At 42.5% G+C, this 24,205-nt stretch carries 17 protein-coding genes and 3 pseudogenes; 17 read left to right on the top strand and 3 right to left on the bottom strand.

Annotation, left to right across the window (positions count from 1 at the left end):
* Positions 1–72 precede the first annotated feature (72 nt).
* From NDI44_RS27660 to NDI44_RS27650, 3 genes are read left to right on the top strand one after another with little or no spacing between them, the layout of a single operon-like run.
* Positions 73–1,737 (top strand): hypothetical protein, encoded by a 1,665-nt coding sequence (locus tag NDI44_RS27660; RefSeq protein ID WP_190416236.1) that lies wholly within the window; start codon positions 73–75, stop codon positions 1,735–1,737.
* 32 nt (positions 1,738–1,769) lie between these two features.
* Entirely contained in the window at positions 1,770–4,091 is a 2,322-nt protein-coding gene (locus NDI44_RS27655) for a catalase family protein (RefSeq protein ID WP_190416235.1), read from the top strand.
* A gap of 11 nt (positions 4,092–4,102) precedes the next feature.
* Entirely contained in the window at positions 4,103–5,548 is a 1,446-nt protein-coding gene (locus NDI44_RS27650) for a Dyp-type peroxidase (protein WP_190416234.1), read from the top strand.
* 3 nt (positions 5,549–5,551) lie between these two features.
* On the opposite strand, the gene NDI44_RS27645 is transcribed toward NDI44_RS27650, so the two are convergent.
* Positions 5,552–9,214 (bottom strand): NB-ARC domain-containing protein, encoded by a 3,663-nt coding sequence (locus tag NDI44_RS27645; protein WP_190416233.1) that lies wholly within the window; start codon positions 9,212–9,214, stop codon positions 5,552–5,554.
* Between the two features lie 449 nt (positions 9,215–9,663).
* Between NDI44_RS27645 and speD the strand changes: the two genes are divergently transcribed.
* The 7 genes from speD (at position 9,664) to NDI44_RS27610 (ending at position 16,387) form a co-directional block, all read left to right on the top strand.
* Positions 9,664–10,059, top strand: coding sequence for an adenosylmethionine decarboxylase (gene speD / locus NDI44_RS27640; RefSeq protein WP_190416232.1), 396 nt, complete (start codon positions 9,664–9,666; stop codon positions 10,057–10,059).
* A 200-nt stretch (positions 10,060–10,259) separates the two neighbouring features.
* The gene (locus NDI44_RS27635) at positions 10,260–11,681 is read left to right on the top strand and encodes a radical SAM protein (protein ID WP_190416231.1); all 1,422 of its coding nucleotides are present in this window, start codon (positions 10,260–10,262) and stop codon (positions 11,679–11,681) included.
* Between the two features lie 126 nt (positions 11,682–11,807).
* On the top strand, positions 11,808–13,028 hold the full coding sequence (locus tag NDI44_RS27630) for a cytochrome P450 (protein WP_190416230.1): 1,221 nt from the start codon (positions 11,808–11,810) through the stop codon (positions 13,026–13,028).
* 28 nt (positions 13,029–13,056) lie between these two features.
* Positions 13,057–14,289: an MFS transporter gene (locus NDI44_RS27625; protein WP_190416229.1), complete on the top strand. Its 1,233-nt coding sequence runs from the start codon at positions 13,057–13,059 to the stop codon at positions 14,287–14,289.
* Positions 14,290–14,786: 497 nt separating this feature from the next.
* Entirely contained in the window at positions 14,787–14,993 is a 207-nt protein-coding gene (locus tag NDI44_RS27620; RefSeq protein WP_190416228.1) for a hypothetical protein, read from the top strand.
* A gap of 545 nt (positions 14,994–15,538) precedes the next feature.
* Positions 15,539–15,796, top strand: a complete 258-nt coding sequence (locus NDI44_RS27615) for a hypothetical protein (RefSeq protein WP_190416227.1) — start codon at positions 15,539–15,541, stop codon at positions 15,794–15,796.
* Positions 15,797–15,817: 21 nt separating this feature from the next.
* Positions 15,818–16,387, top strand: coding sequence for a tyrosinase family protein (locus tag NDI44_RS27610; RefSeq protein WP_190416226.1), 570 nt, complete (start codon positions 15,818–15,820; stop codon positions 16,385–16,387).
* Between the two features lie 372 nt (positions 16,388–16,759).
* Here NDI44_RS27610 and NDI44_RS27605 read toward each other — a convergent pair whose 3' ends face one another.
* The gene (locus NDI44_RS27605) at positions 16,760–16,915 is read right to left on the bottom strand and encodes a hypothetical protein (protein ID WP_190416225.1); all 156 of its coding nucleotides are present in this window, start codon (positions 16,913–16,915) and stop codon (positions 16,760–16,762) included.
* A gap of 223 nt (positions 16,916–17,138) precedes the next feature.
* Between NDI44_RS27605 and NDI44_RS27600 the strand changes: the two genes are divergently transcribed.
* The 3 genes and pseudogenes from NDI44_RS27600 to NDI44_RS27590 form a co-directional block, all read left to right on the top strand.
* Positions 17,139–18,107, top strand: a complete 969-nt coding sequence (locus NDI44_RS27600) for a site-specific integrase (protein WP_190416224.1) — start codon at positions 17,139–17,141, stop codon at positions 18,105–18,107.
* A gap of 76 nt (positions 18,108–18,183) precedes the next feature.
* A complete protein-coding gene (locus NDI44_RS27595; protein WP_190416223.1) occupies positions 18,184–18,384 on the top strand; it encodes a hypothetical protein in 201 nt (66 codons plus the stop codon).
* A gap of 58 nt (positions 18,385–18,442) precedes the next feature.
* A pseudogene (locus NDI44_RS27590) lies at positions 18,443–19,065 on the top strand (IS1 family transposase); the annotation flags it as partial.
* Positions 19,066–19,089: 24 nt separating this feature from the next.
* On the opposite strand, the pseudogene NDI44_RS27585 reads toward NDI44_RS27590, so the two are convergent.
* Positions 19,090–19,782: pseudogene (locus tag NDI44_RS27585) on the bottom strand (IS1 family transposase).
* A gap of 38 nt (positions 19,783–19,820) precedes the next feature.
* Between NDI44_RS27585 and NDI44_RS27580 the strand changes: the two are divergent.
* From NDI44_RS27580 to NDI44_RS27565, 4 genes and pseudogenes are all read left to right on the top strand, one after another.
* A pseudogene (locus NDI44_RS27580) lies at positions 19,821–19,913 on the top strand (IS1 family transposase); the annotation flags it as partial.
* Between the two features lie 248 nt (positions 19,914–20,161).
* Positions 20,162–21,124 (top strand): XamI family restriction endonuclease, encoded by a 963-nt coding sequence (locus tag NDI44_RS27575; protein ID WP_190416220.1) that lies wholly within the window; start codon positions 20,162–20,164, stop codon positions 21,122–21,124.
* A 12-nt stretch (positions 21,125–21,136) separates the two neighbouring features.
* Positions 21,137–22,783, top strand: coding sequence for an SAM-dependent DNA methyltransferase (locus NDI44_RS27570; RefSeq protein WP_190416219.1), 1,647 nt, complete (start codon positions 21,137–21,139; stop codon positions 22,781–22,783).
* A 695-nt stretch (positions 22,784–23,478) separates the two neighbouring features.
* Positions 23,479–23,631: a hypothetical protein gene (locus NDI44_RS27565; RefSeq protein WP_190416218.1), complete on the top strand. Its 153-nt coding sequence runs from the start codon at positions 23,479–23,481 to the stop codon at positions 23,629–23,631.
* Positions 23,632–24,205: the final 574 nt, after the last annotated feature.

Genomic DNA, 24,205 nt, shown 5'->3' with positions numbered 1-24,205 from the left:
TACTGAATAATGGAGAAGTATAGATTAACTTCTATCTCCACTTTTGGTATAGCCTAATAAGTCACTTCCTGTATGCCTACTCCTGAAATCCCCGATGAAGTCTTCCCCTTTCTCTATGAAGAAGCTCGTTGCCCTGAAGTTGATCCCACTCTTGGCATTCACGTTGATGTCAGACGAGAAGGAACACCTAAACATCGCCTGGTGACAATCGGAGACTCGCTTACTCAAGGCTTTCAGAGTGGAGCAATTTTTAACACTAGACTCTCCTATCCTGCAATTGTTGCTAGAGAAATGGGTTGGGAAAGCAACTTCCGTTATCCTACCTATGATGGTCCTAGCGATGCTGAAGGATCTAAGGATGGTCGTTACGGATTTCCTCTTAATTTAGAACAATTAGCAAAAAGATTAGAGAAAGAGAAGGGACTAAATAGCATTAATTTTCTAAACCTTATTCCTGCCCTTTTATATACGCGGAAATTTCTGGACACGATTGAAGGCTACTGGGAGCGAGGTGATGGCAAGTATTCACCAATTATTGGAAAAGCTAGAAAAATTAATCACAACCTAGGCGTTTATGGATGGGACCTACGCAATACTTTGTCACGTAACGCCAAGATTTGCAAAGATGTAATTCGTAAGAATCCGCCTCAAAATGATAGGAACCTTATTCGGCTAGTGGTTGAGAATGCCAATGAACTCGCAGCAATTAGGGTTTTAAACACAGCACGAGATGTTGAGTATAACTCTCTCACTCCTTTACAAGCCGCCTCAGAACTTGGTACAGAAGGAACTCAGGAAACTGGCGAAGGTGATGGAATTGAGACTTTGATCATTATTATTGGCGGTAATAATGCTCTAGGAAGTATTCTTACCTTCAAGGTGGTTTGGACAGACGATGACTACTACGGGGATATGGATGCCAACGATGAATATACAGTGTGGCAACCAAGGCACTTTAAAGCAGAACTGAATAAGGTTGTCGAGGAAGTGAAGAAGATTCGTGCCCGACACGTTATTTTGGGAACAGTTCCTCATGTCACAATATCTCCATTAGCACGAGGAGTAGAAACCCGCGATAAGCAGAGAGCAGACAACTCCCCATACTTTCCCTACTACACATTTCCCTGGATCGAGGACAAATACTTTGATCCTAAAAAGCATCCTCATCTAACTGAAGAGAACGCTAGAGCGATCGATTGTGCTATTGACCAGTACAACACAGCTATTGTTGAAGTCGTGCGAACGGCTCGACAAGAAGGGAGAGACTGGTATGTGTTTGAGCTAGCTGGGTTGTCAGAACGTCTAGCCCACCGACGTTATATCGAGAGACCTACTGCCAGACCTTCCTGGTGGGACAAAGTGGGAGGAGAGTACAAACTGCCTCCTGAACTAGATGAGCTAGATCCAAAACCTGACACCCAATTTTTCAGAGCGGATCGAACAGGACGTAAACAAGGTGGGCTAGTTGCTCTAGATGGAATTCATCCTACAACAATCGGTTATGGTATTACTGCTCAAGAGGTTATTAAGGTGATGCAATTAGCAGGAGTTAAATTCTACGAGCCAGGTGGTGTAACTGAACGAATCGGTGATGTTAAAGTAAACTTCAAACGCTTGATTAGCGAAGATACGCTTATCTCCAATCCACCGATATTAGTTAATGACATTTTGGCAATGATAGGCAGATTTGACAGAACCCTCAATTTCTTTCGTCATCTACTTCCAGCGAACTACTAAGAATATTTCGTTAAAATGTCAATTACATACTTATGAAGAAGTTAGAGTTTGACGAGGATCAGCCCACTTGTGAAGAAGTTGAAGCAATAGGTCAAATTGCTAAAATTAGTGAGGAAAGTATCCACGCTGCACAAAGAGATCAACATCCTAAGCAACACGGTTGTGTATGGGCAGAGTTTAAGGTATTGGATAACCTGCCGGAGAAACTTAGGATAGGTGTCTTTAAAGAGCCAAAAGCCTTTCCAGCTTGGATTCGATTTTCTAGCTTTAAAGAAGATGATGATACCAAGAAAGATGTCAATGGAATGGCAGTGAAACTTATGGGGGTAGATGGGGAGAAAGCCCTCAAAGAAGAAGACCATGATACAACCCAAGATTTTGTTCTAAGCACACTCCGTGTTTTCTTTGTCAAGAATGCTCAGGACTATGTTGAGCTAGTTAAACTTAACTCGTTTCCTAAATTTATATTTCCAAATCTGTTCAAATGGCGACTGCGTGAGGCTGGAATACTGGCTTCAACTCGATTGAGACATCAGCTTCATCCAATCGCTAGCCCACTAGAGACTCAATATTGGAGTACAACTCCTTATCGATTGGGACCGTGGGCAATCAAGTTTTTTGTCAAACCATCTTCTGATAACTTTTCGGGCAGAAAGCCAGGAAAAACAAAGAACTTTCTTCGGGAGACGATGGTTGATTATCTGAAAACCCAAACAGCTTATTTTGACTTCTACATTCAGTTGCAGGACCAGGTGAATTCTGCCAGAACTCCGGTTGAAGATTCGAGAGTTGAATGGAAAGATGTAGAAACACATAAAGTTGCTACTATCAAAATTCCTCCTCAAATCTTTAATTCTCCAGAGCAAGAACAATTTGGAGATAATTTGTCTTTTACTCCGTGGCATTGTTTACCTGAGCATGCACCAATTGGAAGTATCAATCGGGTTCGCAGAGAGGTCTATCGACGCACTGCAACACTACGACGGCAATTGAATCACGTTCCTCTAGCAGAACCTACTCCAGAGTCATTTACTCCCCGTTTGCTGCCCTCCTCTCCACCGGATGACAAACCTGCTCAACAGAATGCCTTAGCAGTTCTCGTTCCCATCAAACCCGATCAGGAAGAATATCTGACTGATTTTCTAGAAAAGATGGGGCGAAATCACGAATGCCCTGATAACCCCTCCAACTCTTTGTTTCGTAAATCCTCATCAACTCACTTTGCACGATTTGTGGTCTTAAAAGATCCTAGCCAAGACCTGAATACTCCTCATCTTTTATTTAGTAGTAATTATGATGGTGAGTTTTTAGACTATATGCAAGAGTTAGTTGAAACTATGGGAGCTGACATGGATAAAATTTGGGATAAGTGTGAGGGATATGAGCTTGGCAGTTCACTCTGTACTGCATATTTCACAAAGTTCATCAAACAATACTCTTTAACACCTCAAGTTTTCTACCCTGCTTTCCCAGGAAAAACCGTTAACGCTATAAACAACAATCGTACTGCTTATGAAAAGCTAAATCAGCTTCTAGAGTGCATTCATAACTCAGAGTTAGAGTTGAAGTTACAGGAGCTTTATCCTTATCTGTCTGCTGAGACTTCTTCAAGCCAAGTTCCAGAGAGTCTAGGAGTTCAAATCACGCACGCACTCAAAAAGCTAACTGCTTCAACATTTCAAGTATTGAGAAGATTAGGAAGTCAAGCGACTCTACGTCTAACAACGGTATTTTTAATGATGTTGGAATCTTGGGTAGGAATCCAACATTCATCTGAACAAGATCCGAGCAAGCGATTAAAATTTAATCCAGAGCAATGGGATCGCCTTCAAAGGATAACAAAACTAGAAGATAAAATTGCACAAAATCAACTAACTATCTTTGTACCGCTCAAATCTGATTACTTCTATAGGATTTTTCTCTGGATTGTTCTAATTATTATAAGTCGTGTTGCCTCCAAAGCGCTACCTCAACTTTCTGCCATTCACTTTGCACGCTGGGTAATTATCGATCGCAGCAAACTCAAAAACAGTAAGCACTCGTATTTGCTTTTTGAGAGTAACTACAACAGAAGCTGGGATAGCTATATTGACGATTTTGTTAAACGTTTTGGTACAACAATGAACCTGATATGGGGAAACTGTATAGAGTTTCCAGCAGGAGGCACCAAAGACATCGAATGGTTTAAACAGCATATTCGCAAATACCAGTTTCCTGCCCAAATTTTTTATAGTGCCTATCCAGACTTGACCATCAGCACTATCCAAAAAGATATTGAGGTTCGGAGTGCTACTCGACAGTTTCTAGAACTTCTCAAAAACCCAAAAGCCAAGCAATTATTTACAGGATTCTAAGGTTGAGATATATGATTCAGCTAGAAACTGATGAAATTCAAGGAATCGTTATTAGTGGTTATGGTCATCTCCCTTATTCAAAGTATTTATTCTTACATATCAATGATTCTGCTAAAGCTAAAGGATGGCTAAATCAGCTAATAATCACCACCCCTAAAATCACCATTTCTAAAATTACCACTTCTAACTGGAATACTGGTTCCTATGGCTCTGTTCAGCCCCCTAAACATGCTATTAATATTGCCTTTACACATCAAGGGCTTCAAAAACTTGGGCTTCCTCAAACATCCCTAGACACTTTTTCACGAGAATTCATTGAGGGAATGGCAAAGCCATATCGCTCTCAGCAGCTCGGAGATATTGGGCATAATGCCCCACCGAATTGGGACTTTGGTGGGATCATTAGCACTGACGAAAAAGAAATTCATGCGCTCCTCATACTGCAAGCTAAACTAGAGGAAATAGACAAGCTATACGAAGAACAACAGCATCTATTTGAATCAATTTATGCAGCAGGAGATGTACTTGTAACAGAAACGGGATATCTCCCTGCTGATGGCAAAGAACATTTCGGATTTCGTGACAGTATTTCTCAACCAGAAATTGAGGGTAGCCCAAAAGCAAAGGCAAAATGTCAGGACTGCATTAAGGCAGGAGAATTTATCTTAGGCTATCCAAACGAGGATGGAAATCTACCTCCTACACCGTTTCTTCCGGCAGAGTTTTTAGAGTATGATTGCCAGCAGAAATTGCAGTTCGTCCAAAACGCTTCAGCCAATCCTAAGCCTAAGGATTTAGGACGCAATGGTAGCTATCTAGTTTTTCGTAAGTTACGTCAAGATGTAGCTGAATTTCGTCGCTATTTTGAGCAATTCGGTTGTGGGCGTGAACTGATGGAGGCAAAGCTCATGGGACGATGGCATGATGGTCAACCCCTTGTCCTTGCCCCCGATTTCGCTTCTCGAACAGACAAAGACAGTGATTTGAATGACTTTTCCTACATGAAGCTAGACCCTCATGGGTACCGTTGTCCCCTTGGAGCACATATTCGACGAGCTAATCCTCGTGATTCTTTTGAAGGAGTTCGACGGCGACGTATTCTTAGACGTGGAGCGCTTTATAACGCAAGCGAGAATGGTAAAGAAGAACAAGGTTTACTGTTTATTGGCATCAACGCTGATATTAGGCGGCAGTTTGAGTTTATTCAACAAACGTGGATGAATAACCCAAACTTCAATGGATTGGATGGTGAAACAGATCCAATCCTCGGTACGAACCCTAGTAACGATCACAAAGCAATTGATTGTCCAGAGAATGCATTACGACCAATGACTATTCAGAAACAACCCATACGGCAACGTCTTAACTTACCTAATTTTGTTTCAGTTAAGGGAGGTGAGTACTTTTTCTTACCTAGTATTGCAGCTTTACGCTTTCTAGCGAATATGCCAGATTAAACCTCAAGAAACTTCAAATTCCACTGCTCCTAGAAGCCTTAATGTATCTTTTTGGGCATCAGTGATATCTGTTACTCCAGTAATGTTCATCTGCTCATAAGGACGCCTATCTCTTAGCGTTTTCAGCAGCTTTCCAGTAGAGATATCCCAAAGTTTGATTGTTCCATCTTGACTACCACTAGCAAGGATGGAGGAATGAGGCATAAATGCAACCGACCACACTTCGCCCTCGTGCCCATGCAGCGTTGTTAAACACTCTCCTGACTCAGGATTCCACACCTTCACTGTTTTGTCATTGCTAGCACTAACAAAATATTGTCCACTAGAACAAAATGTCACTCTCCAAACGCCACCTGTGTGGAAGCCAGTTCTCAAGCACTCACCCGTGTTAATGTTCCATAGCTTAACCGTTTGGTCACTGCTGCTACTAACTAAATATTGTCCATCTGGGCTGAAAGCAATAGAAAACACTAAGCTTGTATGCCCCTGAAGCGTCCTAATCAATCCACCCGACTGAATATCCCATAGCCGAATTATTGTATCTTCACTACCGCAAGCAAGGATTTGCCCATCTGGACTGAACGCAACAGACCAGATTCGACCATTACGAGGAAAGGCTTTCAATCGCTGGCCTGATTCAACATCCCAGAGAAAGATATCTTGATCTGTCCCACCACTAGCAAGAGTTTGACCATCAGGACTAAACGCAACAGACATAACGATGTTGGTGTGAGACTTTAAAGTCTTGAGGCATTGTCTTGTATCGGCATCCCACAATCTGACCGTGCTATCGCTGCTACTACTAGCTAGCATTTGACCATCTGAACTGATAGCAACAGACCAAACCCAACTCAAATGTCCTTTCAATGTTCTGATACATACACCACTTTGGATATCCCAGAGCTTTACTGTTTTGTCATCACCACCGCTTACTAACGCTTGTCCATCAGCGCTGAACACAACTGATCGCACACCAGCACTGTAGCCTTGTACAGTTCTTAGCGATCGCCCAGTCTCAACATCCCACAATCTGACGGTGCTATCGTTGCTGCCACTAGCCAAAATCTGACCGCTAGGATGAAATGCCACAGACCAGACTCCAGTAGGGTGTCCTTGTAATGTCTTGAAGCACTGCCCGGTAGCAATATTCCACAATCTAACTGTGCAGTCTTGTCCTGCACTGGCGAGGGATTGGCCGTCTGGGCTAAAGGCAACGGAAAGCACGTAAGTATCATGTCCCCTCAAAATCTTGAGGCACTCTCCTGTGGAAGCACTCCATAATCGGATACTGCTATCATGACTTCCACTGAGTACCAGTTGACCATCTGGGCTAAAAGTAACAGATTTAACCCAGTGGTCATGCTCTAGAACATGAAGTGTTGCGCCTGTCTCTAAATCCCATAGTCGAATAGTGTGATCGTCGCTACTGCTGGCAAGGGTACAACCATCTGGGCTGAAGGCAACAGAACATACCCAGTTAGTGTGTCCCAGCAGAACCTGACTCTCTCCAAAAACCACATCCCAAATTCTGACTGTATGATCGTTACTTCCGCTAGCAAGTCTTTGTCCGTTAAGACTGAAATTAACTTCCCAAACCCAACTTTTATGACCTTCAAAAGTTTTAAGGCATTCACCTGTTGAGAGGTTCCATAGCTTTACAGAGCTATCGAAACTTCCACTCGCCAAAGTCTGTCCGTCTGGACTGAAGGCAACAGAAGAAACCCAGCTTGTGTGTCCCCGACAGGTTAAAAGTTTCTTACCATCTGAGGTTTGCCACACTCGAATTTCTCCATCCGCATTGCCTGTAGCAAACAGTTTTCCATCTGGACTGAAGGCAACAGATAAGGTGGCACTCAGGGTATCGGTGAAAACTGAACGAGATAAGTCAGCGCGAGCAAAGTTAGTGCCGTGCAAGTCGGCTTCCACCAAATAGGCTTGCCAGATTGCTAAATGAGAGCAGTCTAAATGGCTTAGATCTGATTTCAATTCGCAAAGCAAATTGAGAATATTACCACCTACATAACCAGGTTGCCCTGGGGCTTCTTCTTGTAGCTTTGCTAGCAATTCTTTGAGGCACTGTTCAATCTTCTTGGGACTCCCTATAGTTGTGGATAGCCGATTAATGACTAGCCGAAGAATGAAGCGGGCTTGAGCTTGTCTAACATAGTCCTTACTCTGAGCCTTCAGCAAGGCATAATTCCTGAGCAAGTCATATCGCTGGGCTACAATCTCTGCACTTACTTCTTCAACCAAGTGGCAGGTCACGTATTCCATAACTACTGGTTGTAACGTCCAATGCTTACCACTACGCTCAATCAGCGATCGCCGGCCCAGGGATTGAACTGCTGCCAAAAGCTGTTGCGATACAGCTTCAGAAACTACATCAGCTTGTAGCTCTGATAAGGAAACTGGTTCTCGATTGATTGCTAACCAGTACATCACCTGCTGTTCGGTGGTAGACAGGCGTTCCCACTGTCGTCTTAGTATGTCGTTGATGTCATCGAACTGAAACCTGCCCTGTCTTAACTGAGGCAATACCTCTGTCATATCGCCTTCAGCCAGTTCTTGTACAGCTGAAGCCACCATTTTCAAAGCCAAGGGATTGCCGTCGTAGTGCTCTGAAATTTCCTGCAATTCCTCATCCCTAGTGCCATAGCAACCTTTGGCTTTGAAGAATTCTTGTCCTTCAAATCGAGTCAGCCCTTTGAGTTGTAGCGATCGCACTCTTGGTACATCTCCTTCAAGCAGAGCAATCTCTTTTGGCTTCTCACGGCTGGTCAAGAGCAAGCAACTCTGATGCTGAATTCTCCCTATCTGGTCGAACAAATATCCATACCCTTCATACTCTGGAATATAACTTCCAGCATGAACGCCTCCCTGAAGAATCGACTCAACATTGTCCAACAGTATCAAGCAGCGTTGCTGTTGGAGGTGGTGCAATAGGCGTGAGACTTGCTGCTCTAGGGATTCGGGTAGAGCAATTTCTTGTTGATTGGAGAGCAGGTTAACTAACTCTGTCAGAAGTTCTTTGATGGGGGGAGCATTGCGAAGCGATCGCCAGATCACGTACTCAAATCCATCCTGGATTTGCTGAGCCAGCTTAATGGAGAGCGACGTTTTCCCAATTCCTCCCATGCCTAGCAGTAACACAGCGCGGCAGAGATCTGTCACAATCCACTGTTTGATGGTAGCGAGATTTTCATGGCGACCGTAGAAAATGGGGATATCAACGGCTTCACCCCAGTCTCGACGTAGATTGATATCACCAGCCTCAAAATTAGCTAAGGCAGGCACTTCAGAAGAGCTTTCTTCTGGTACAACCTCCAGGTTGGAAGAATTAGGGTCTAGCTGTTGAAAACTGAGATTTGAGGGGCGGGAGCGAGATTGCTTGGTATCCAGAGTAGCAGAACGATGATGCCGTTCCAGAGCTGCTCGAAAGTTTGTCTTACTGACTCTCTCTCCAAAAGTTTCTGACAGCAGCTTCCAGAGCTTGGGACCAACGTCTTGTCTTAGGTACTTATCAGTGTAGCCACGTTCCTCAGCAATCTCCTCATAGTTCTGTCCTTGCCAAGAGCCTTGAAGAACCAATTTTTCAATGTCTTTTAGATGTCTGCCTATCTTGGTATTGACAGACTCACTTACAAAGTCCAGAAGTTCTTTATCCATTAGCAAAGCGCAGAAACTGGTTTCGATGGGATAGCTCTTAATATATCTGAGTTTTCCTGAGCTTTTCTTGATACACCTGACATTCTTTAACTTGCAGAGCCAAACTCACTATATCCAACTCCTGATCTTATCCGTATTGAGGCTTTTAGTTTTATAGGAAATACTTAAATCATGAATTCAAAAGCAATTTTAAATTGCAGATGAATTCAACTAAAACCAACCCTAAGAAAGGAGTTACTATTATGTCTTCCCAAGAACTACTTGAAAGCTGGCAATTGTTTGTCGAAGAAGAAGAAGTAGTAGAAAGTGCCGTGGCTAATAAGCAACCACAATATACTGTGGTTGCCTGGTAATTGAAAATTACAAGGCACTAGAACCGCTAGTGCCTTGTAACTCTAAATCGGCTATACGTTACTATAAACCAAAAAACCTTGAGAGAAATAATAAGCATGGACAGGATTGGCAAGCATATTTTATCCGATCTATATGGTATAAACTCTAAAACTTTAGAAGATGACAAAAACCTGATGTTTCTGTTTGAAAGAACTTTAAACAAGTACCAATTTAATATTGTTGGTAGACTATGCCATAAGTTTGTTGGTGGTGGAAATGGAGTGACAGGTATATTCCTACTATCTGAATCTCATGCGTCATTTCACACCTATCCAGAAGTAGACTTTATTGCATTAGATTTATTTTCTTGTGGTAGCACAGACCCAGAGCTGGTATTGAATGAGCTTATTGAAGAACTACAACCATCAAAGGTATGGAAAGCTATCACTGAAAGAGGTAAGGACACTTCTCACCACCCTAGACTACCTATTTTTAGGGGACGAAGTTTTTAAAACCACTCTAATAGGAAAAATATCACTGAAATTCAGGTACATTTTCACAGCTTCTATTTGAATAGAACTTAATGATTTTAGCTTGTTTGAGGTAGCGCTCAATAGAAACTTAAAGTCTCAAAAGAAGCTTACCTGGAATTTCCAGTATCACCAATTAAAATCCTTCATCAAATCATTAAGCAATACGCAAGGAAAAGAATATGCACCTGATCAAAAATGATGGCCTAATTAAATTCAATCAGCAATTGCCTATATACAACTTTTTCTATCCACTGCAAGCACAAAACATTGACGGAACAGATCTCAAAGAGATTTTATCAATTTACAACCAACTAGATACCCGAAAACTAGCAAGCCGCGCACTCTATTTTCATATTCCCTTTTGTGAAACAATTTGCAACTTTTGTCCTTTTGTTAGAGGAATGTACAAAGGAGACGAAATAATTGAAAAATATGTTCAGGCTTTAATACGTGAAATTGAAATAAAATCACAATTTAAATCTGTAGTTGAAGTACCAATTGGAGCAATTTTCTTCGGTGGTGGTACTCCCTCCTTATTAAGCCCAGAGCAAATTTTAAGAATAGGAAATGCTATCCACAATTATTTTGATCTTAGTCAAATGCAGGAATTCTCCTTTGAAGCTGAGGTTAAGAGTGTTAACCGAGATAAAGTAGCTGCTATGAAAGAGATAGGAGTCACTCATGCTCGATTTGGACTTCAAAGTTTCAATCAATTCTATCGTGATTTATTTGATCTAACGGCTACATTAGACCAAATTTATAATGCAGTTGAAATCTTTCGTGAGTATCTCGAGTATATTTCTTTCGATATTTTGTATGGGATGAATGGACAAACAGAGGATGATTTCATTCGTGATTTGCAAAAAGCTATTGCTCTAGGTACACCAACAATAGATGTTTATCCAATTGATCATGTAGTTACCCAAATTAAGTTACACCAGAAGAGCAAGGAAGCCGGCTTATCTCCAAAAACAGCTATGAGTCGGTTTTCTATGAATGTTCTTCTTAATCAGTACATGCGAGCCAATGGATTTCTCCCTCACAATGGTCATGGCTATGTCCGTGCTACTGCTCAAGAACTATCAGAACAACCAGTTGTAACAAATTCTTACTCGTTTAAGTACCACGAATATGTATATGGGCATGATGATAGAGAAATTATTGGCTTTGGAGTTGGTGCCATTTCGTCTCTAAACAACTATGTTATTACCAATACATCAAACAGAAGTAAATATATTCAATCTGTTCTAGAGGAAGGTATTTGGGAAATGCTAGCGAGTAAACATGATAAGAACGCTGACGCAAGCCGAGGATTAATTCTACATTTGCCCTACCACGGTTTTGTTAAAAAATCACGTGTTGATTTGCAATCAGTTTATCCAGAAACTTTGGAATATTTACAGGAACTTGTAAATGCTGAATTAATCGAAGAGACGCCAGATGAATACAAGATAACCCAAGTTGGATGGTATTGGTATGTAAATATAATGTACTACCTTATACCTAAACATGAAAAACGCATTTTGAATAGCTTTATTGCTCAGCAACTTCGGCAGACTGGTCGAGAAGTTACGAAAGAACAAATCTTACTCATGGGATAGTACATTTAAATCTCGATCCTTATAAGTAGTATCTAAGGAGAAGAATAAAAATAGGTATGATTTTATTCTTCTCCTTGAGGGCTTATCTTTGCCCTATTTCTAGTATTAGAACAATTAGTGAATATTATGAATACAAATTTGAGTCTCATAAATATTTTTGAAGAACAATATCAACAGAACCCTTACCCACTTTACCATAAACTTCGCTCACAATATCCTACTTTTTGGGATGAACCTTTAAACGCATGGGTACTAACTCGTTACCAAGATATTTCAGAAGCTCTAAAGAAACCGCAATTATCTAATCAACGTTTAAGCTTAGATAAGTATATGTTTCCAGAAAAATTACATCATTTAATTGAAGAATCATTAAAAATAATTCAAAGACAAATGATTTTTAATGACTCTTCTACTCATAGCAGTTTGAGAGAAATTTGGTTATCAATCTTTTCTCCAAAAAATATAGAAAAATTTTCTACATACATTGAAGTAGAAACAACAAATTTGCTTGACGCGGCTTTATCTGAAGTTGGAAGAGAATTTGATTTTATGTCATGTATAGCTTTCCCCTTAGTATCTAACGTAATTTATAAGTTACTAGGTATAGATCTTAAAGAATTTCCTGAATCCGATATCTGTCTGATAGATTACATTAATTTTCTAGATGGAAAAGTTCAGTCCAGCAGAGATATATTAAAAACCCTAAGAAGTATTAGCTACCTTAACTATGCTTATTCAACTATTATTGAAAAACGACTAAAAGAACCTAAAAATGATTTGTTACAAAGCCTTATTTCTACGATGGATGAACATCAAATTTCCCAAAATGAAATTGTTGCAAATATGCTTTTACTAATAGCTGCTGGGCATCAATCTTCAGCTCATTTAATGGGAATTGCACTATTAGCTCTTTATCAAAACTCTCAAAACTATCAACAAGTTTTTCATAATCGTGCGCTTATTCCATCACTGATTACTGAATCATTACGTTACGATAGTCCTATACAAACAATTGGTAGGTTTGCTATCAGCGATATCAAGATAGGCGAAAATATTGTTAAATCAGGTCAAAAAGTTTTAATGAGTATTGGTAGCGCAAATAGAGATTCTGCACGATTTAATGATCCAGATCTGTTTATAATACAGCGCTCAAATAACATTCCATTATCATTTGGTCATGGAGCACATCAATGTATGGGGGCTGCGCTAGCAAAACTTGAAGCTAAAGTTGTGATTGATACTTTGTTAACTTGTCTTTCAGATTCGAGAGTTCGTGTTGTTGAATCAAGTTGGAGTATAGGAATTGCTTCTCGGGGTTTAGAAAAGTTAATTCTTAACCTCAATTAATAATCAAAATCTACTGGTTAACTACATTATGCTAAATCGCTATATTAGTTTATTACGCTCTAGAAACTTTTTTTTAATTTGGTTAGGACAAGTATTTTCTAAACTAGGCGATTCATTACATGAGATAGCTCTCGTTTGGGTTGCCATCCAAGTTTCTAAGAATGATTATTTTGCCATTGGTTTAGTTTTTTTTGTTCGGTTCATACCCTACTTGATCTTCGGAGTTGTGGGAGGCGTTTATAGCGATCGATTTAATCGAAAAATGATTATGATTGCTACCGATATTTTACGTGGTTTGTCTGTACTTCCTTTAACTGCACTAGTTCTAACTAATCAGCTTGAGTTGTGGCACTTAAGTGTTGTTCTACTTATCCTAACTGTCTTACGTTCTTTTTTTCAGCCTGCCTTACAATCTTTTATACCAGATATCCTCAAGAAAGATCAGCTTATACATGCAAATTCTCTTCTTCAAGCATCCTATGAGCTAGCAGGTGTTGTTGGACCAATTATTGGAGGTTTCCTGCTATCAGCCACACCAGCCGCAGTAGTTTTTGCTATCGATTCAGTAACTTTCTTCATTTCCGCTTTTTCCATATTTTTGATTTCTTACAAGTTTTCAAACAATTTAGAGGAAAGCAGTATAAATTTCGGAATTTTAAGCGAATTTAAAGGTACTTTGGATTTATTAGGACAAAGAAGAAACGTATTGTTTAGTATCCTTCTGTCGGCAGCAGCAATACTATCGGTCGCCGGAATTCTAAGATTAGCAATTCCAACCTACGTGAATGAAGTACTTGAAGGCGACTCTAAACTTTTAGGCAGCATTATGGGCATGATGGCTATAGGTACAATGATTGGAGCATTAATAGCAGGAAGTTTTCAAAATAAGTCTCATGAAAAAATAATGTTTTTTGGATGGCTATTGTATGGTCTTATGCTAGGATTTTTAGGTTTAATTCAGCACTCCTGGGCAGCTATATTAATAGCTCATCTAATAGGTATCTTTGGTGCAATAGTAGACGTTTTGTTAGTATTAATTATTCAAGTAAATATGCCTGTGAAATTTATGGGTAAAACTTTTAGTATTTTTTCAACATTAGCAAACGTCGGAGATTCTATATCCGGTTTATTAATAGGTTATTTACTTACCAAACTCCAAATACCATATGTTTTTGTACTTAGCAGTATATGTACAATACTAGTTGGCATTCTAGGATTATATTTAACTTATAAAGAAAAAAAAATTGGAAGGTTTTGGTAAAGCAATTATATTGTTTTTTAAAATTGCTAATTTTTAGTGGAATCCTTATATTTATTTTGAGTAGCTTAGAACGGCTTGAGAAAACCGTATGAGATGCCATAACCCACCTATAACTAAATCTAGATACAGTCTCGTTTTGAGACAAAGAAGCACCTTCTGTTACTTCAAAATAGTAACTGGATCACAGACTCTGCTTGCAATATTTTTCTAATCGCTGTAACCCACTTAACCTAGGAGATAATTCATCTAGGTTGGGTGGGTTACCGTAGTTCTACAAAATTTCTACATTCAAAGCAATTGATTGTTATATATCCTTACTAACTTTTCCTGCGCTTTCCTTAATTTACCTGACATTTTAAAGTTCTAGAATTTAGTACTTTAAAAAAATCCCTAATTTATTGGTATAGACGAATCCAAGCTAATATTAGACCCTTTAGATATAGAGATTTGAATCACTGCAAACCAAGCTCTTCAAAAGCTTAATAAAGGGGAAAACGATGAAGTCAGTATTATTAACAGCTAAATCCATTTTCAATTTCTTCCCTCAAGTCTCCATTAAATTTGAACAGCATAAGGAAATTCCTAAACTGCATAAAACAGAACTCATGCAAGAGCCTAATGACCGCTTTTACCAAGCGAACGTAGCAAAATCTATGAAGCGTCTTCAAGACAACTATTTTCTAGAACGTCGAACCTTTCTCTAAAGGTCTGCTACTAACAGATTCGTTGTTCTTTAGGCTAATTACATTCGTAGCGTTTGGAGCATCAGCATGAACATTCGTTTCCTTTCTCTTTTTTGCATCTTCATTTTTGGAATAACGTTACTAACGGCTATCAAAGAGGAACGCGCTTCTCCTGAAGTTGCTGGGCATCTAGTTGGAAATGGATGAGACAAATCAGAAGCCGCTTCCAAATAAAGGTTAATTTTTTAAGTTTGAAAACTCAAGGAGAAAGAAATGTATTCTTATATTCAGCCAACCCTACAGATTCTCGTGTGGTTTAGCCTTGGAGTCGCTGGCGTAACCAATCTTCAAGTTGACTTTTCACTAATTTCTGAGTTAAGAGTTGGTAATGGAGTTGTTTCCCCCACTTCCGAATCGACTTTACACGCTCGAGAGCTGGTACCAATTGAACCCATTCGCAGAATTGACCTAAACAAACATCTTTCTTAATGGCTGAAAAATGTTTGTTTCAGCACTCAAAACGCTTCTTCTGCAAGAACACATAACTTAAGTATATAGAGGACACCATGACAACAATCGCTGCACAAAAAGCTGTAAATGAATATCATGCTGAGATGTTATCAATGCATGGTCACAACATGTTCAGCTTCCATCGGAAATGGCATATAGATAACCCCAATCCAACTCGCCCTCAACAACCCGCTCCAGATTGGGGAACAGACATTGCATTTGGAACAAACTTTCTACAAATGCACCATGAAATGGTGAAAGCGACCGATGGCGAACCCAAAAGTCACATGGATCACCAGAGCCTTGTTAGCTAGTTTAAAGCAAAAGGGTACGACTTGCCTGCCGAATGGAATTCACTCACTCCTATTCCCAATGAACTAGCTTACGTCCCCTCTGTTGCCGAGATTAAGAAATATTTACCAAACATCAATATTTCAGTTCAAGATCTAAAACGCCTAACCGATGATCCGAAATTCCAACTACCCTCATATTTTACACGGGAGGGAATTCAACAAGGAGAAGAGCCTGAGACAATTACAGGCGCACGGAAATTAGCAGACTTCAAGAACGTAAATCAACTCGGTTGTATCATGGTTCGCCCACACGATCGTTGGCATATGACTATTAGTGGTGCTATGGGCAATCCTGCTACCGCAATTGCCGACCCTATCTTTTATTTCGGCGTTCACTGGCATATTGATAGGGTCTTCGATGAATACAAACTAATTCTAGCTGAGCGAGACATCCGACCTCTTGATAGAAGAGCACTTATGCGTTCTAATGCAATTCCAACTGAAGCTGTCCAAGTTCCTAACGAATTCACTCCTCAGCAAGTTCAAGAGTTGGAAGAGGCAGATGCACTGAGCAAAAACCTAAGAGAACTTCTTCTCAAAGCCGAGGATTAGAGTGAATTCCTAGAGAGGGCAAAACTTCAAGCCCTCTCATTTATTACAACTTGGCTCCTCCTACCGTCTCCTGAGCGAAGCTACATAAGCAGATGGATTTTTTCTATCTTCAAACATTTCTAGAGGGAAATACAAATGTAACCAATTACTCTTCTGCTAGTTGTGTTTTTGGCTGAGAAATGTCTTTATTGCAGGTTTGAACGATTAGTATTGCAGGTCGCTACAGAAGTGAGATCACAAAGGCGGTCGCCCTCGCCAGCTAGATGCCTCCTCGCTCAACATGGCTAAACTGCTCAGCTCGCGACTCAAACAATTCGGTTACTCAAATCTGTCGGACTTTGTGATTTTCTCGATATGATGAGGCGGCGTAGATTAAAGTGACTTGCCATCAGGAAACCTAGAGCGGTCAGTTGGCGCTTGAGCTTTGTTCTCCTCCAATCCGGAATACGTTGGAATAATGGCTTTTTGAGCCACTTGCGAAAAGGGGAAGCGATAGCGATCGCTCAATCCCGGATATGAATCACACAAGGCTTTCCCCCTGAATGGCTCTTCGTGTATAAGCGGGTGCTCCCAGCTTCGAGAGCGTATTGGCGACAGGTAGTGAGTGATGCCAGTCCTAATCTTGTACAACTTTTTTATTCGCCGTACAACTTTTTCACAGAAGAACTTTTTTATTCGTCTACATTGGCTTGGATGCACCGCCTGACCGACAATTAGGAGTATTATCGAGAACGGTTGTTCTAATAAATTTATGCCCCGGATTGTCTCTTGGGACACCTATGAGTTGATACTGACCGAGCCGCTGCCTCTGACGCTTCACCCAGCAGCGGTGTACCTTTCTCTTTTGGCACCCGGCTCTCGACCGACGATGCGTCAGTCCCTCGATGCGATCGCGTCTCTGCTCACGAACGGTCAGTGCGACGCGATGACGCTCAATTGGGCGGCGTTGCGCTATCAGCACGCGGCAGCGGTGCAGGGAGCGTTACTGGCCTCGCGAAAGCCGGAGACGGTCAGAAAGATGATGTGTGCCTTGAGACGGGTACTTAAAGAAGCGCTGCGACTGGATTTGATGGATGCGACTGCTTATGCCAAGGCAATTGATTTACCTCAGATTCGGAGCAATCCGGAACTCAGGGGCCGTGCCTTAAGCGAGGATGAAATCGCGGCGTTATTTGAGGCGTGCCACTATGACTCGACGCCTGCGGGTGTTAGAGATGCGGCTTTGATTGCGATTCTTCGGGTGGGGTTGCGTCGGGCTGAGGTGGTATTTTTAGAGTTAAAAGATTTTAAGGCGAGTACGGGGGAAGTGAAGGTACGGGGGGGTAAGGGGGGGAAAAACCGCACGGTGTACCTTCCAAACGATGCTATTGTACTGGTGGAAGATTGGTTGAAGGTCAGGGGACGATCTCCGGGTGCGCTGTTGTGTCCTACTTGGAAACAGGGTCGCATCCATATTAGACCGCTGACGCCCCAAGCAGTGCTGATGATTCTTCGCAAACGGGCACTGGAAGCTGAGGTCTCGCTGTTTTCTCCTCACGATTTTCGGCGGACGTTTTGCTCGGATTTACTGGATGCGGGGGTTGATATTGTGACAGTGGCTGCTTTGGCGGGACACTCTTCGCCTGAAGTGGTGGCTAAATATGACCGTCGGGGAGAGGAAACAAAACGAAAAGCTGTGGAGAAGTTATCAATTCCTAGCAAAGGGCGAACTACTCAATAGCGTAGTAGCATGAATCAGTAGTTATATCTTCGCGAATAGAGTCTTTACAGAGCTTGAAGAAATTGCAAGTGAAGCATTGGCTCAGGCAGGACGCTTTACAGAAGCATTCACCACTTTTAGCCCGCAACAGCTGAATGAATTTTTATGTGTTCTGTCCAGATGGGCACTTGCTTTTGAGAGGATTGAGCGAGGGCTATCGGTAGCAGTTCTGCGAGAGGCACTTCGCATTGCTGGGTGGGTGCATCCGATATGGCAGGGAATTTATGATGAGGGGTAGTACTGCATAGTAATGGTAAGCGATTAACCAAAGAACCTGAATTATTACAAACGAATCAATGAACTGTCCCAAGTGCCAATCTACTCAAACTATTAAATACGGACACACCCATTACGGCAAACCGCGATTCCGCTGCCAAAATTGTGGACGGCAGTTTGTCGAGAATGCTAGCCGACAACCAATTGATGAGGCAACTCGTCAATTAATTGATAGGTTGTTGCTTGAACGCCTGGCACTGGCGGCAATTGCACGAGTAACGGGTGTTTCTGAACGTTGGCTGCAAATGTACGTCAATCAGAAGTTCTATGAGACTCCAAAGACCATAGTCGTCACCCAAAAAAACCGGGTCGGTTGACGATTCAGTTGGATGAGATGTGGTCATTTGTTTGTTCTAAAGCCAACAAACAATGGATCTGGTTAGCTATTGATGCTGATAGCCGTGAGATTGTTGGGGTATTCGTGGGCGCTCGTTCTGGGCAAGCCGCAAAGGGGCTTTGGCAATCCCTACCGGCAGTTTACCGCCAGTGTGCAGTCTGCTACACCGATTTTTGGGAGGCTTATGAACAGGTGCTACCGAACCAGCGACATCGAGCAGTTGGCAAAGAAACGGGAAAAACCAGCTATATCGAGCGATTCAACAACACCTTGCGGCAGCGAGTGGGGCGCTTAGTTCGTAAAACCGGCGTTGCTGAATAGTGGGAGGAATCAAGCAGGAATCGGGACATCTCCAAATCTCAAGTAGTGAAGTAACAAGCGGATTGAATGTCTCAGCATTTCTTGGGATTTGGAATAACACAATGTTTTGCGATGTAATCGTGCTAGATAGTGCCGCAAACGTGTATTCTCACCTTCGACTCGTGTCATGTAGGTTTTGCTCACAATCTGATCTCCCGATGGAATAAATCCTGGATAAACACTCCAACCATCAGTGACATAGAAATAACATTGCCATGCTCCAACGATTGCCCACAACGGTGCAAACGTCTTTGCACTATGGTCACCTAACACCCAACCTAAAATGCCTGTTCTAAAGTGGTCTACCGCTGTCCACAGCCAGATTTTGTTTTTTTAGCCCCGACAAAGGTTTCCAGTTCATCAAGTTCACCGACTTGTGGAACCACTTCAGGATCATACGCATCAGGCAGGTGTTCTCCAACCTGTTTGACCCAGTAGATGACAGTCGTATGGTGAACACCTGTCACTCGTTCAATCCCTCGAAAGCCCATGCCATTGACATACATCCGTAAGCATTGCTGCTTGATGTCGTCACTGTATCCTTGAGCCATAGTGTAGCGCTCGATAAACTGACGGCGACAACTAACACATATGTAATGAAAGCTTACCCCTTCTCTTGCCGTTTTTACGGATATGAGTAGATTGACAGTCTGGGCATTGCATCAAAACCAACCCTAATTCATCCCTCTATTATGCAATGCCGTAAAACCTTGTCGTTCTCAAAAAAATTGAGCAATCATATTGGTGCGGTTTGGTACTTTGTGCATCATTACAATGCCTCCCTTCGTCCTTGACCATTACTATGCAGGACTACCTGATGAGGTGTTCCATACCTGAATTTTGGCTGAACATGAGAGAGTCGCGATCTCCCCTCCCCATCAAAACTCGCCAGCTGAAAGCGCGAGTGCATCCTGCAAACAGCAGATGGAGCGTTGCTTCAGGACAAGCAGATAGCAGTGATTGTGACCTCTAAATAGACAATATGGACTGAAATGAGGCGACAATCAAGGGTTGTCTCACTCAGGTCATACAGAGGAACGCAGTGCCAGTAAATGCCGACAAACCCCACTTGTGGAAGCCAGATATTGCCCAGTCGGTAGACTTCTACAATAGTTGGTTCATGCAGTTCGCGCCCCAAGCGTACCGCGACACTCGCATTGCCACCACTATCTCTGTCGAATCCGCCTTAGCCCGGACAGCCAATCTCACCAACATCATACCCGCTGTATTGCGGCAACATCCCTCTGTTCTGCCCATCCTACGCATGGCGACAGCACCGCCTATCGCCCGCGATCGCCTGATTGGTCTAGCGGGAGTTTCGCCCAACCTTGTCAAAAACATGGAAGAGAAACAGCGAATTCCACCCCGGATGAGCAGTACATTAGTTGATGCTGAACTTCATAAAATTAGTCAAATCATTGCAAGACTGGCAGACAAAGACATTTTTCCCTGGCTGGAGAACGGGCTGGAACCGACCGATACACAAGTTCACCGAGCAGCGACAATTGTTGCAGATCGTCTATGTGGTGCGCTTGCTGACCCGATTGTTCGCAATGCCCAAGAGCGCAGACAGCTGGCTACAATTAGGCAGTGGCTGGAACAGCGTGGCTATTCATACATTAGGGGAGGAGCTGGGTTAAGCTTTCAGACGATGCAGCCTGGAACTTTCTCGTTTCGCCTCAATATTCCGGTGAGCTTACAGGGAGGCATTAAACAGGTTAATATCCCGATTGACACTGTAATTAAGCCGCTTCAGTCCAGCCCTAGTGACTTACCGTTACTGATTGAAGCAAAATCCGCTGGGGACTATACCAATCCCAACAAGCGACGCAAAGAAGAAGCCATTAAAGTCGCTCAATTAAGACTCAACTACGGCAATAATATTCGTTTTATTCTGTTCCTTTGCGGTTATTTTGATAGTGGCTATTTGGGCTATGAAGCAGCCGAAGGCATTGATTGGGTATGGGAACATCGCATCGATGACTTAGCGTTGTTTGGAGTGTAAAACATAAGCGGAATGTCAGCGACTGAATTAACACGAGCATTGCTAAATAAGCAACTTGATTCTGCCAAAACCCAGACTGAGCGAAATCAGCTTGGTCAGTTTGCCACATCAACGGCACTGGCAACAGACATTCTGGAATATGCCAGAGGGGTATTACCATCAAACTTCAAAATTCGTTTTCTTGACCCGGCTTTTGGTACTGGTTCCTTCTACTCCGCATTATTGCAGCGATTTTCGTTATCACAAATTGTTTCGGCAGTAGGTTACGAAATTGATCCGCACTACGGGGATGAAGCGATTAAGCTTTGGGGTGACACGCCGCTACAACTCTCTATCGCTGACTTCACCCAAGCTAAACCTCCCAACTCTGACGAAGCTCTAGCTAACTTGCTCATTTGCAACCCGCCATATGTCCGACATCATCATTTGACCAGACTTGAGAAGCTGCGGCTCAAAAGGACAACGGAGCAGACATCCGGTATAAAGCTGAGCGGGTTAGCCGGACTCTACTGCCACTTCCTCTGTATTTCAGATGCCTGGATGGCTTCTGATGCTCTGGCTGGGTGGCTAATCCCCAGTGGGTTTATGGATGTGAATTATGGACAGCAAGTAAAGGAGTATCTGCTCAATCGCGTTACCTTGCTGCGCGTTCATCGTTTTTATCCTGATGATGTGCAGTTTGAAGATGCACTGGTGTCTAGTGCAGTTCTTTGGTTCAGGAAGGCTTTGCCACCAGTAAATCATGCTGTTGAGTTCACTTATGGCGGGAGTCTGACAGCACCAAAAGTGAGAGAGTTGGTTTCAGTGGAGGTGCTACGCCATACAGTCAAGTGGACTAAGTTTGGGCTGGGGTATAGTAGCAGGAATTCCAGTGGTCAGCAGTTGAAACTTAAGGACACCGCCTCTACTGAGGGAATGCCGCTTTCCTCTGAGGGCAGAAATTCCGAATTTCTGCCGTTGAAATTGTCAGACTTATTCACGATTAAACGGGGTTTGGCGACTGGAGCTAACCATTTCTTCGTGCTGACACCAGAGCAAGTTTCTACTCACCAACTGCCCCTTGAGTTCTTAAAGCCGATTCTACCGAGTCCCCGGTTTTTATCAATTGATGAGATTGAAGCTGATAGTGTTGGTAATCCCATTTTGGAAAGCAAGCTGTTCCTGCTGACGTGCAACTTGCCTTTATACGAGGTGAAAGCCAAGTATCCGTCGCTTTGGAAATATCTCCAGATGGGAGTAGAGAATGGAATTAGCGATCGCTACCTGTGCAAGCATCGCTCCCCTTGGTACTTGCAGGAAAAGCGTCCGCCTTCCCCTTTCCTCTGCACCTATATGGGGCGTCAGAACACCAGCAGAGGTAGACCCTTCCGATTTATCCTGAATCACTCAATGGCGACGGCAACCAATGTCTACTTGATGTTGTATCCGAAACCAGCTCTGGAGAAGGCACTCTTGAAGAAGCCTGAGTTGCTACGGTTGGTGTGGCAGGCTCTCAATCAGATGGATGATGAGACACTGATGGGTGAGGGTCGAGTGTATGGGGGTGGACTGCATAAGCTGGAGCCGAAGGAACTGGGTAACGCGATCGCAGAGAAATTTCTTGAGATTTTACCAAGTTTAAGCTATGTAGCAAATCCACTGTCGGAGCCGTTACTGTAGTTGGAGTTCATTCATCGTCTTTTTCCTCCCTACTGAGTCACTCCAGTTGCTCCACATACTCCTCCAGAAGTAGTTCAGGAATCAGCCTGATGACGTTTTCCCCATCTCAGAATTTCCATGCCTTATGGATACCAATGCCCACTCAAACACAAGGGTTGATTTCTGTCCCTCTCGTAAGTTGTGGCGCGGGCGTCGTATTCCACTGAAAATTGACTTGGCAGCTTTCTCGCGAGAGCCATGACTAGAGTTCCGTGGCTACTAGGCTGGTTGGTAACGGGATACCAAACCCCAAGGTATTATACCAGCTCAAAGCTTTCCTCGCCCGTGGTGCGGCAACGTAGAGTTCTATGGTTGCCCAATGTTGATGAGGGGACGCGGGTTGGGCGCTTTTTCTGTGATTTTAAACTCCTAACCCCTGGTTGCCATACTGAGAAAGCAGACCCGAATTCAAGCTTAAATAGGTACTCGCATAGCTGAGCAGTACCTATTTCTTCCGATGACGAGCATCCGAACCTTGACCTAGACATTCAAGCCGCCCACCCGATGGAACCAACCCAACAATCAGGCTCTCAATCAAACATTCCACGTGGGGCGTAATCAGAATATGGATGTTGGGTATTCTGAACTTGAGAGGTAGTGACTTACTCTCAAGCACGATGCAGAGACACCCAATTATAAGCAGAGAGATATTGAAAGTGAAAATTGAAGTAATTGACGAGAAATCCCCACATTTACAAACCGTCATAGCACTGGGGGATGCCAATAAAAAGACTCTTGGCTTTCTTGGTCATACTGCTTTTATTGATCATGCGAGACGCGGGAATATATTTGTAGCTCTCGATTCTTAAGCGGAGTGCATCGGCTATGTGTTATATCGGTATGCCCAAAAATTCAATCGCCATAGCTTAGTTCATCTGTGTGTCGCTCCAGCACACCGCCGTAAAGGGGTAGCCAAATTCCTTATTGATTACCTTAAACAAGTAGCCAAAGAATCTAATGGGATTGGGTTACATTGCCGTCGGGATTTTAAATATGCAAAAATGTGGTCTCGGCTAGGTTTTGTTGCCAAACATGAGAAAAAAGGAAGGAGTAAGGATGGAAAGCGACTCACATATTGGTGGTTCGACAACGGTCATAAAAACCTATTTTCGACTGCTTCTACACAGAAACTTGAATCAAAACTTTGTGTAGTTATTGATACCAAAATATTTTATGAAGTTTATACAGACAAAGAAAGTAATTTTCCCGGATTGGAGAAGAACTTGGATCAGGCGCTAACTGAGCGATCTACGTCTTCTGATGACTTGTCAGTTTAGCCCACCCCCAAGTTTTTCCGCCCAATTGACGCTTCATTATTTTCGGGATAAAGCACTGTGGGGTAACACTCGTAGCACTTCTTCTACCGTCGTTACCCCAGTTGTT

This window comes from Trichocoleus sp. DQ-A3 (assembly GCF_039961975.1).
In the GTDB taxonomy this organism is placed as follows: domain Bacteria; phylum Cyanobacteriota; class Cyanobacteriia; order Cyanobacteriales; family FACHB-T130; genus FACHB-T130.
Note: the sequence above shows the minus strand (reverse complement) of the source record. Positions and strands in the feature narration are given on the sequence as shown.

Bases quoted from the DNA above. Each gene is read 5' to 3' on its own strand.
- NDI44_RS27660 (WP_190416236.1), top strand. From the start codon at position 73: ATGCCTACTCCTGAAATCCCCGATGAAGTCTTCCCCTTTCTCTATGAA.
- NDI44_RS27655 (WP_190416235.1), top strand. From the start codon at position 1,770: ATGAAGAAGTTAGAGTTTGACGAGGATCAGCCCACTTGTGAAGAAGTT.
- NDI44_RS27650 (WP_190416234.1), top strand. From the start codon at position 4,103: ATGATTCAGCTAGAAACTGATGAAATTCAAGGAATCGTTATTAGTGGT.
- NDI44_RS27645 (WP_190416233.1), bottom strand. From the start codon at position 9,214: ATGGATAAAGAACTTCTGGACTTTGTAAGTGAGTCTGTCAATACCAAG.
- speD (WP_190416232.1), top strand. From the start codon at position 9,664: ATGGACAGGATTGGCAAGCATATTTTATCCGATCTATATGGTATAAAC.
- NDI44_RS27635 (WP_190416231.1), top strand. From the start codon at position 10,260: ATGCACCTGATCAAAAATGATGGCCTAATTAAATTCAATCAGCAATTG.
- NDI44_RS27630 (WP_190416230.1), top strand. From the start codon at position 11,808: ATGAATACAAATTTGAGTCTCATAAATATTTTTGAAGAACAATATCAA.
- NDI44_RS27625 (WP_190416229.1), top strand. From the start codon at position 13,057: ATGCTAAATCGCTATATTAGTTTATTACGCTCTAGAAACTTTTTTTTA.
- NDI44_RS27620 (WP_190416228.1), top strand. From the start codon at position 14,787: ATGAAGTCAGTATTATTAACAGCTAAATCCATTTTCAATTTCTTCCCT.
- NDI44_RS27615 (WP_190416227.1), top strand. From the start codon at position 15,539: ATGACAACAATCGCTGCACAAAAAGCTGTAAATGAATATCATGCTGAG.
- NDI44_RS27600 (WP_190416224.1), top strand. From the start codon at position 17,139: ATGCCCCGGATTGTCTCTTGGGACACCTATGAGTTGATACTGACCGAG.
- NDI44_RS27570 (WP_190416219.1), top strand. From the start codon at position 21,137: ATGTCAGCGACTGAATTAACACGAGCATTGCTAAATAAGCAACTTGAT.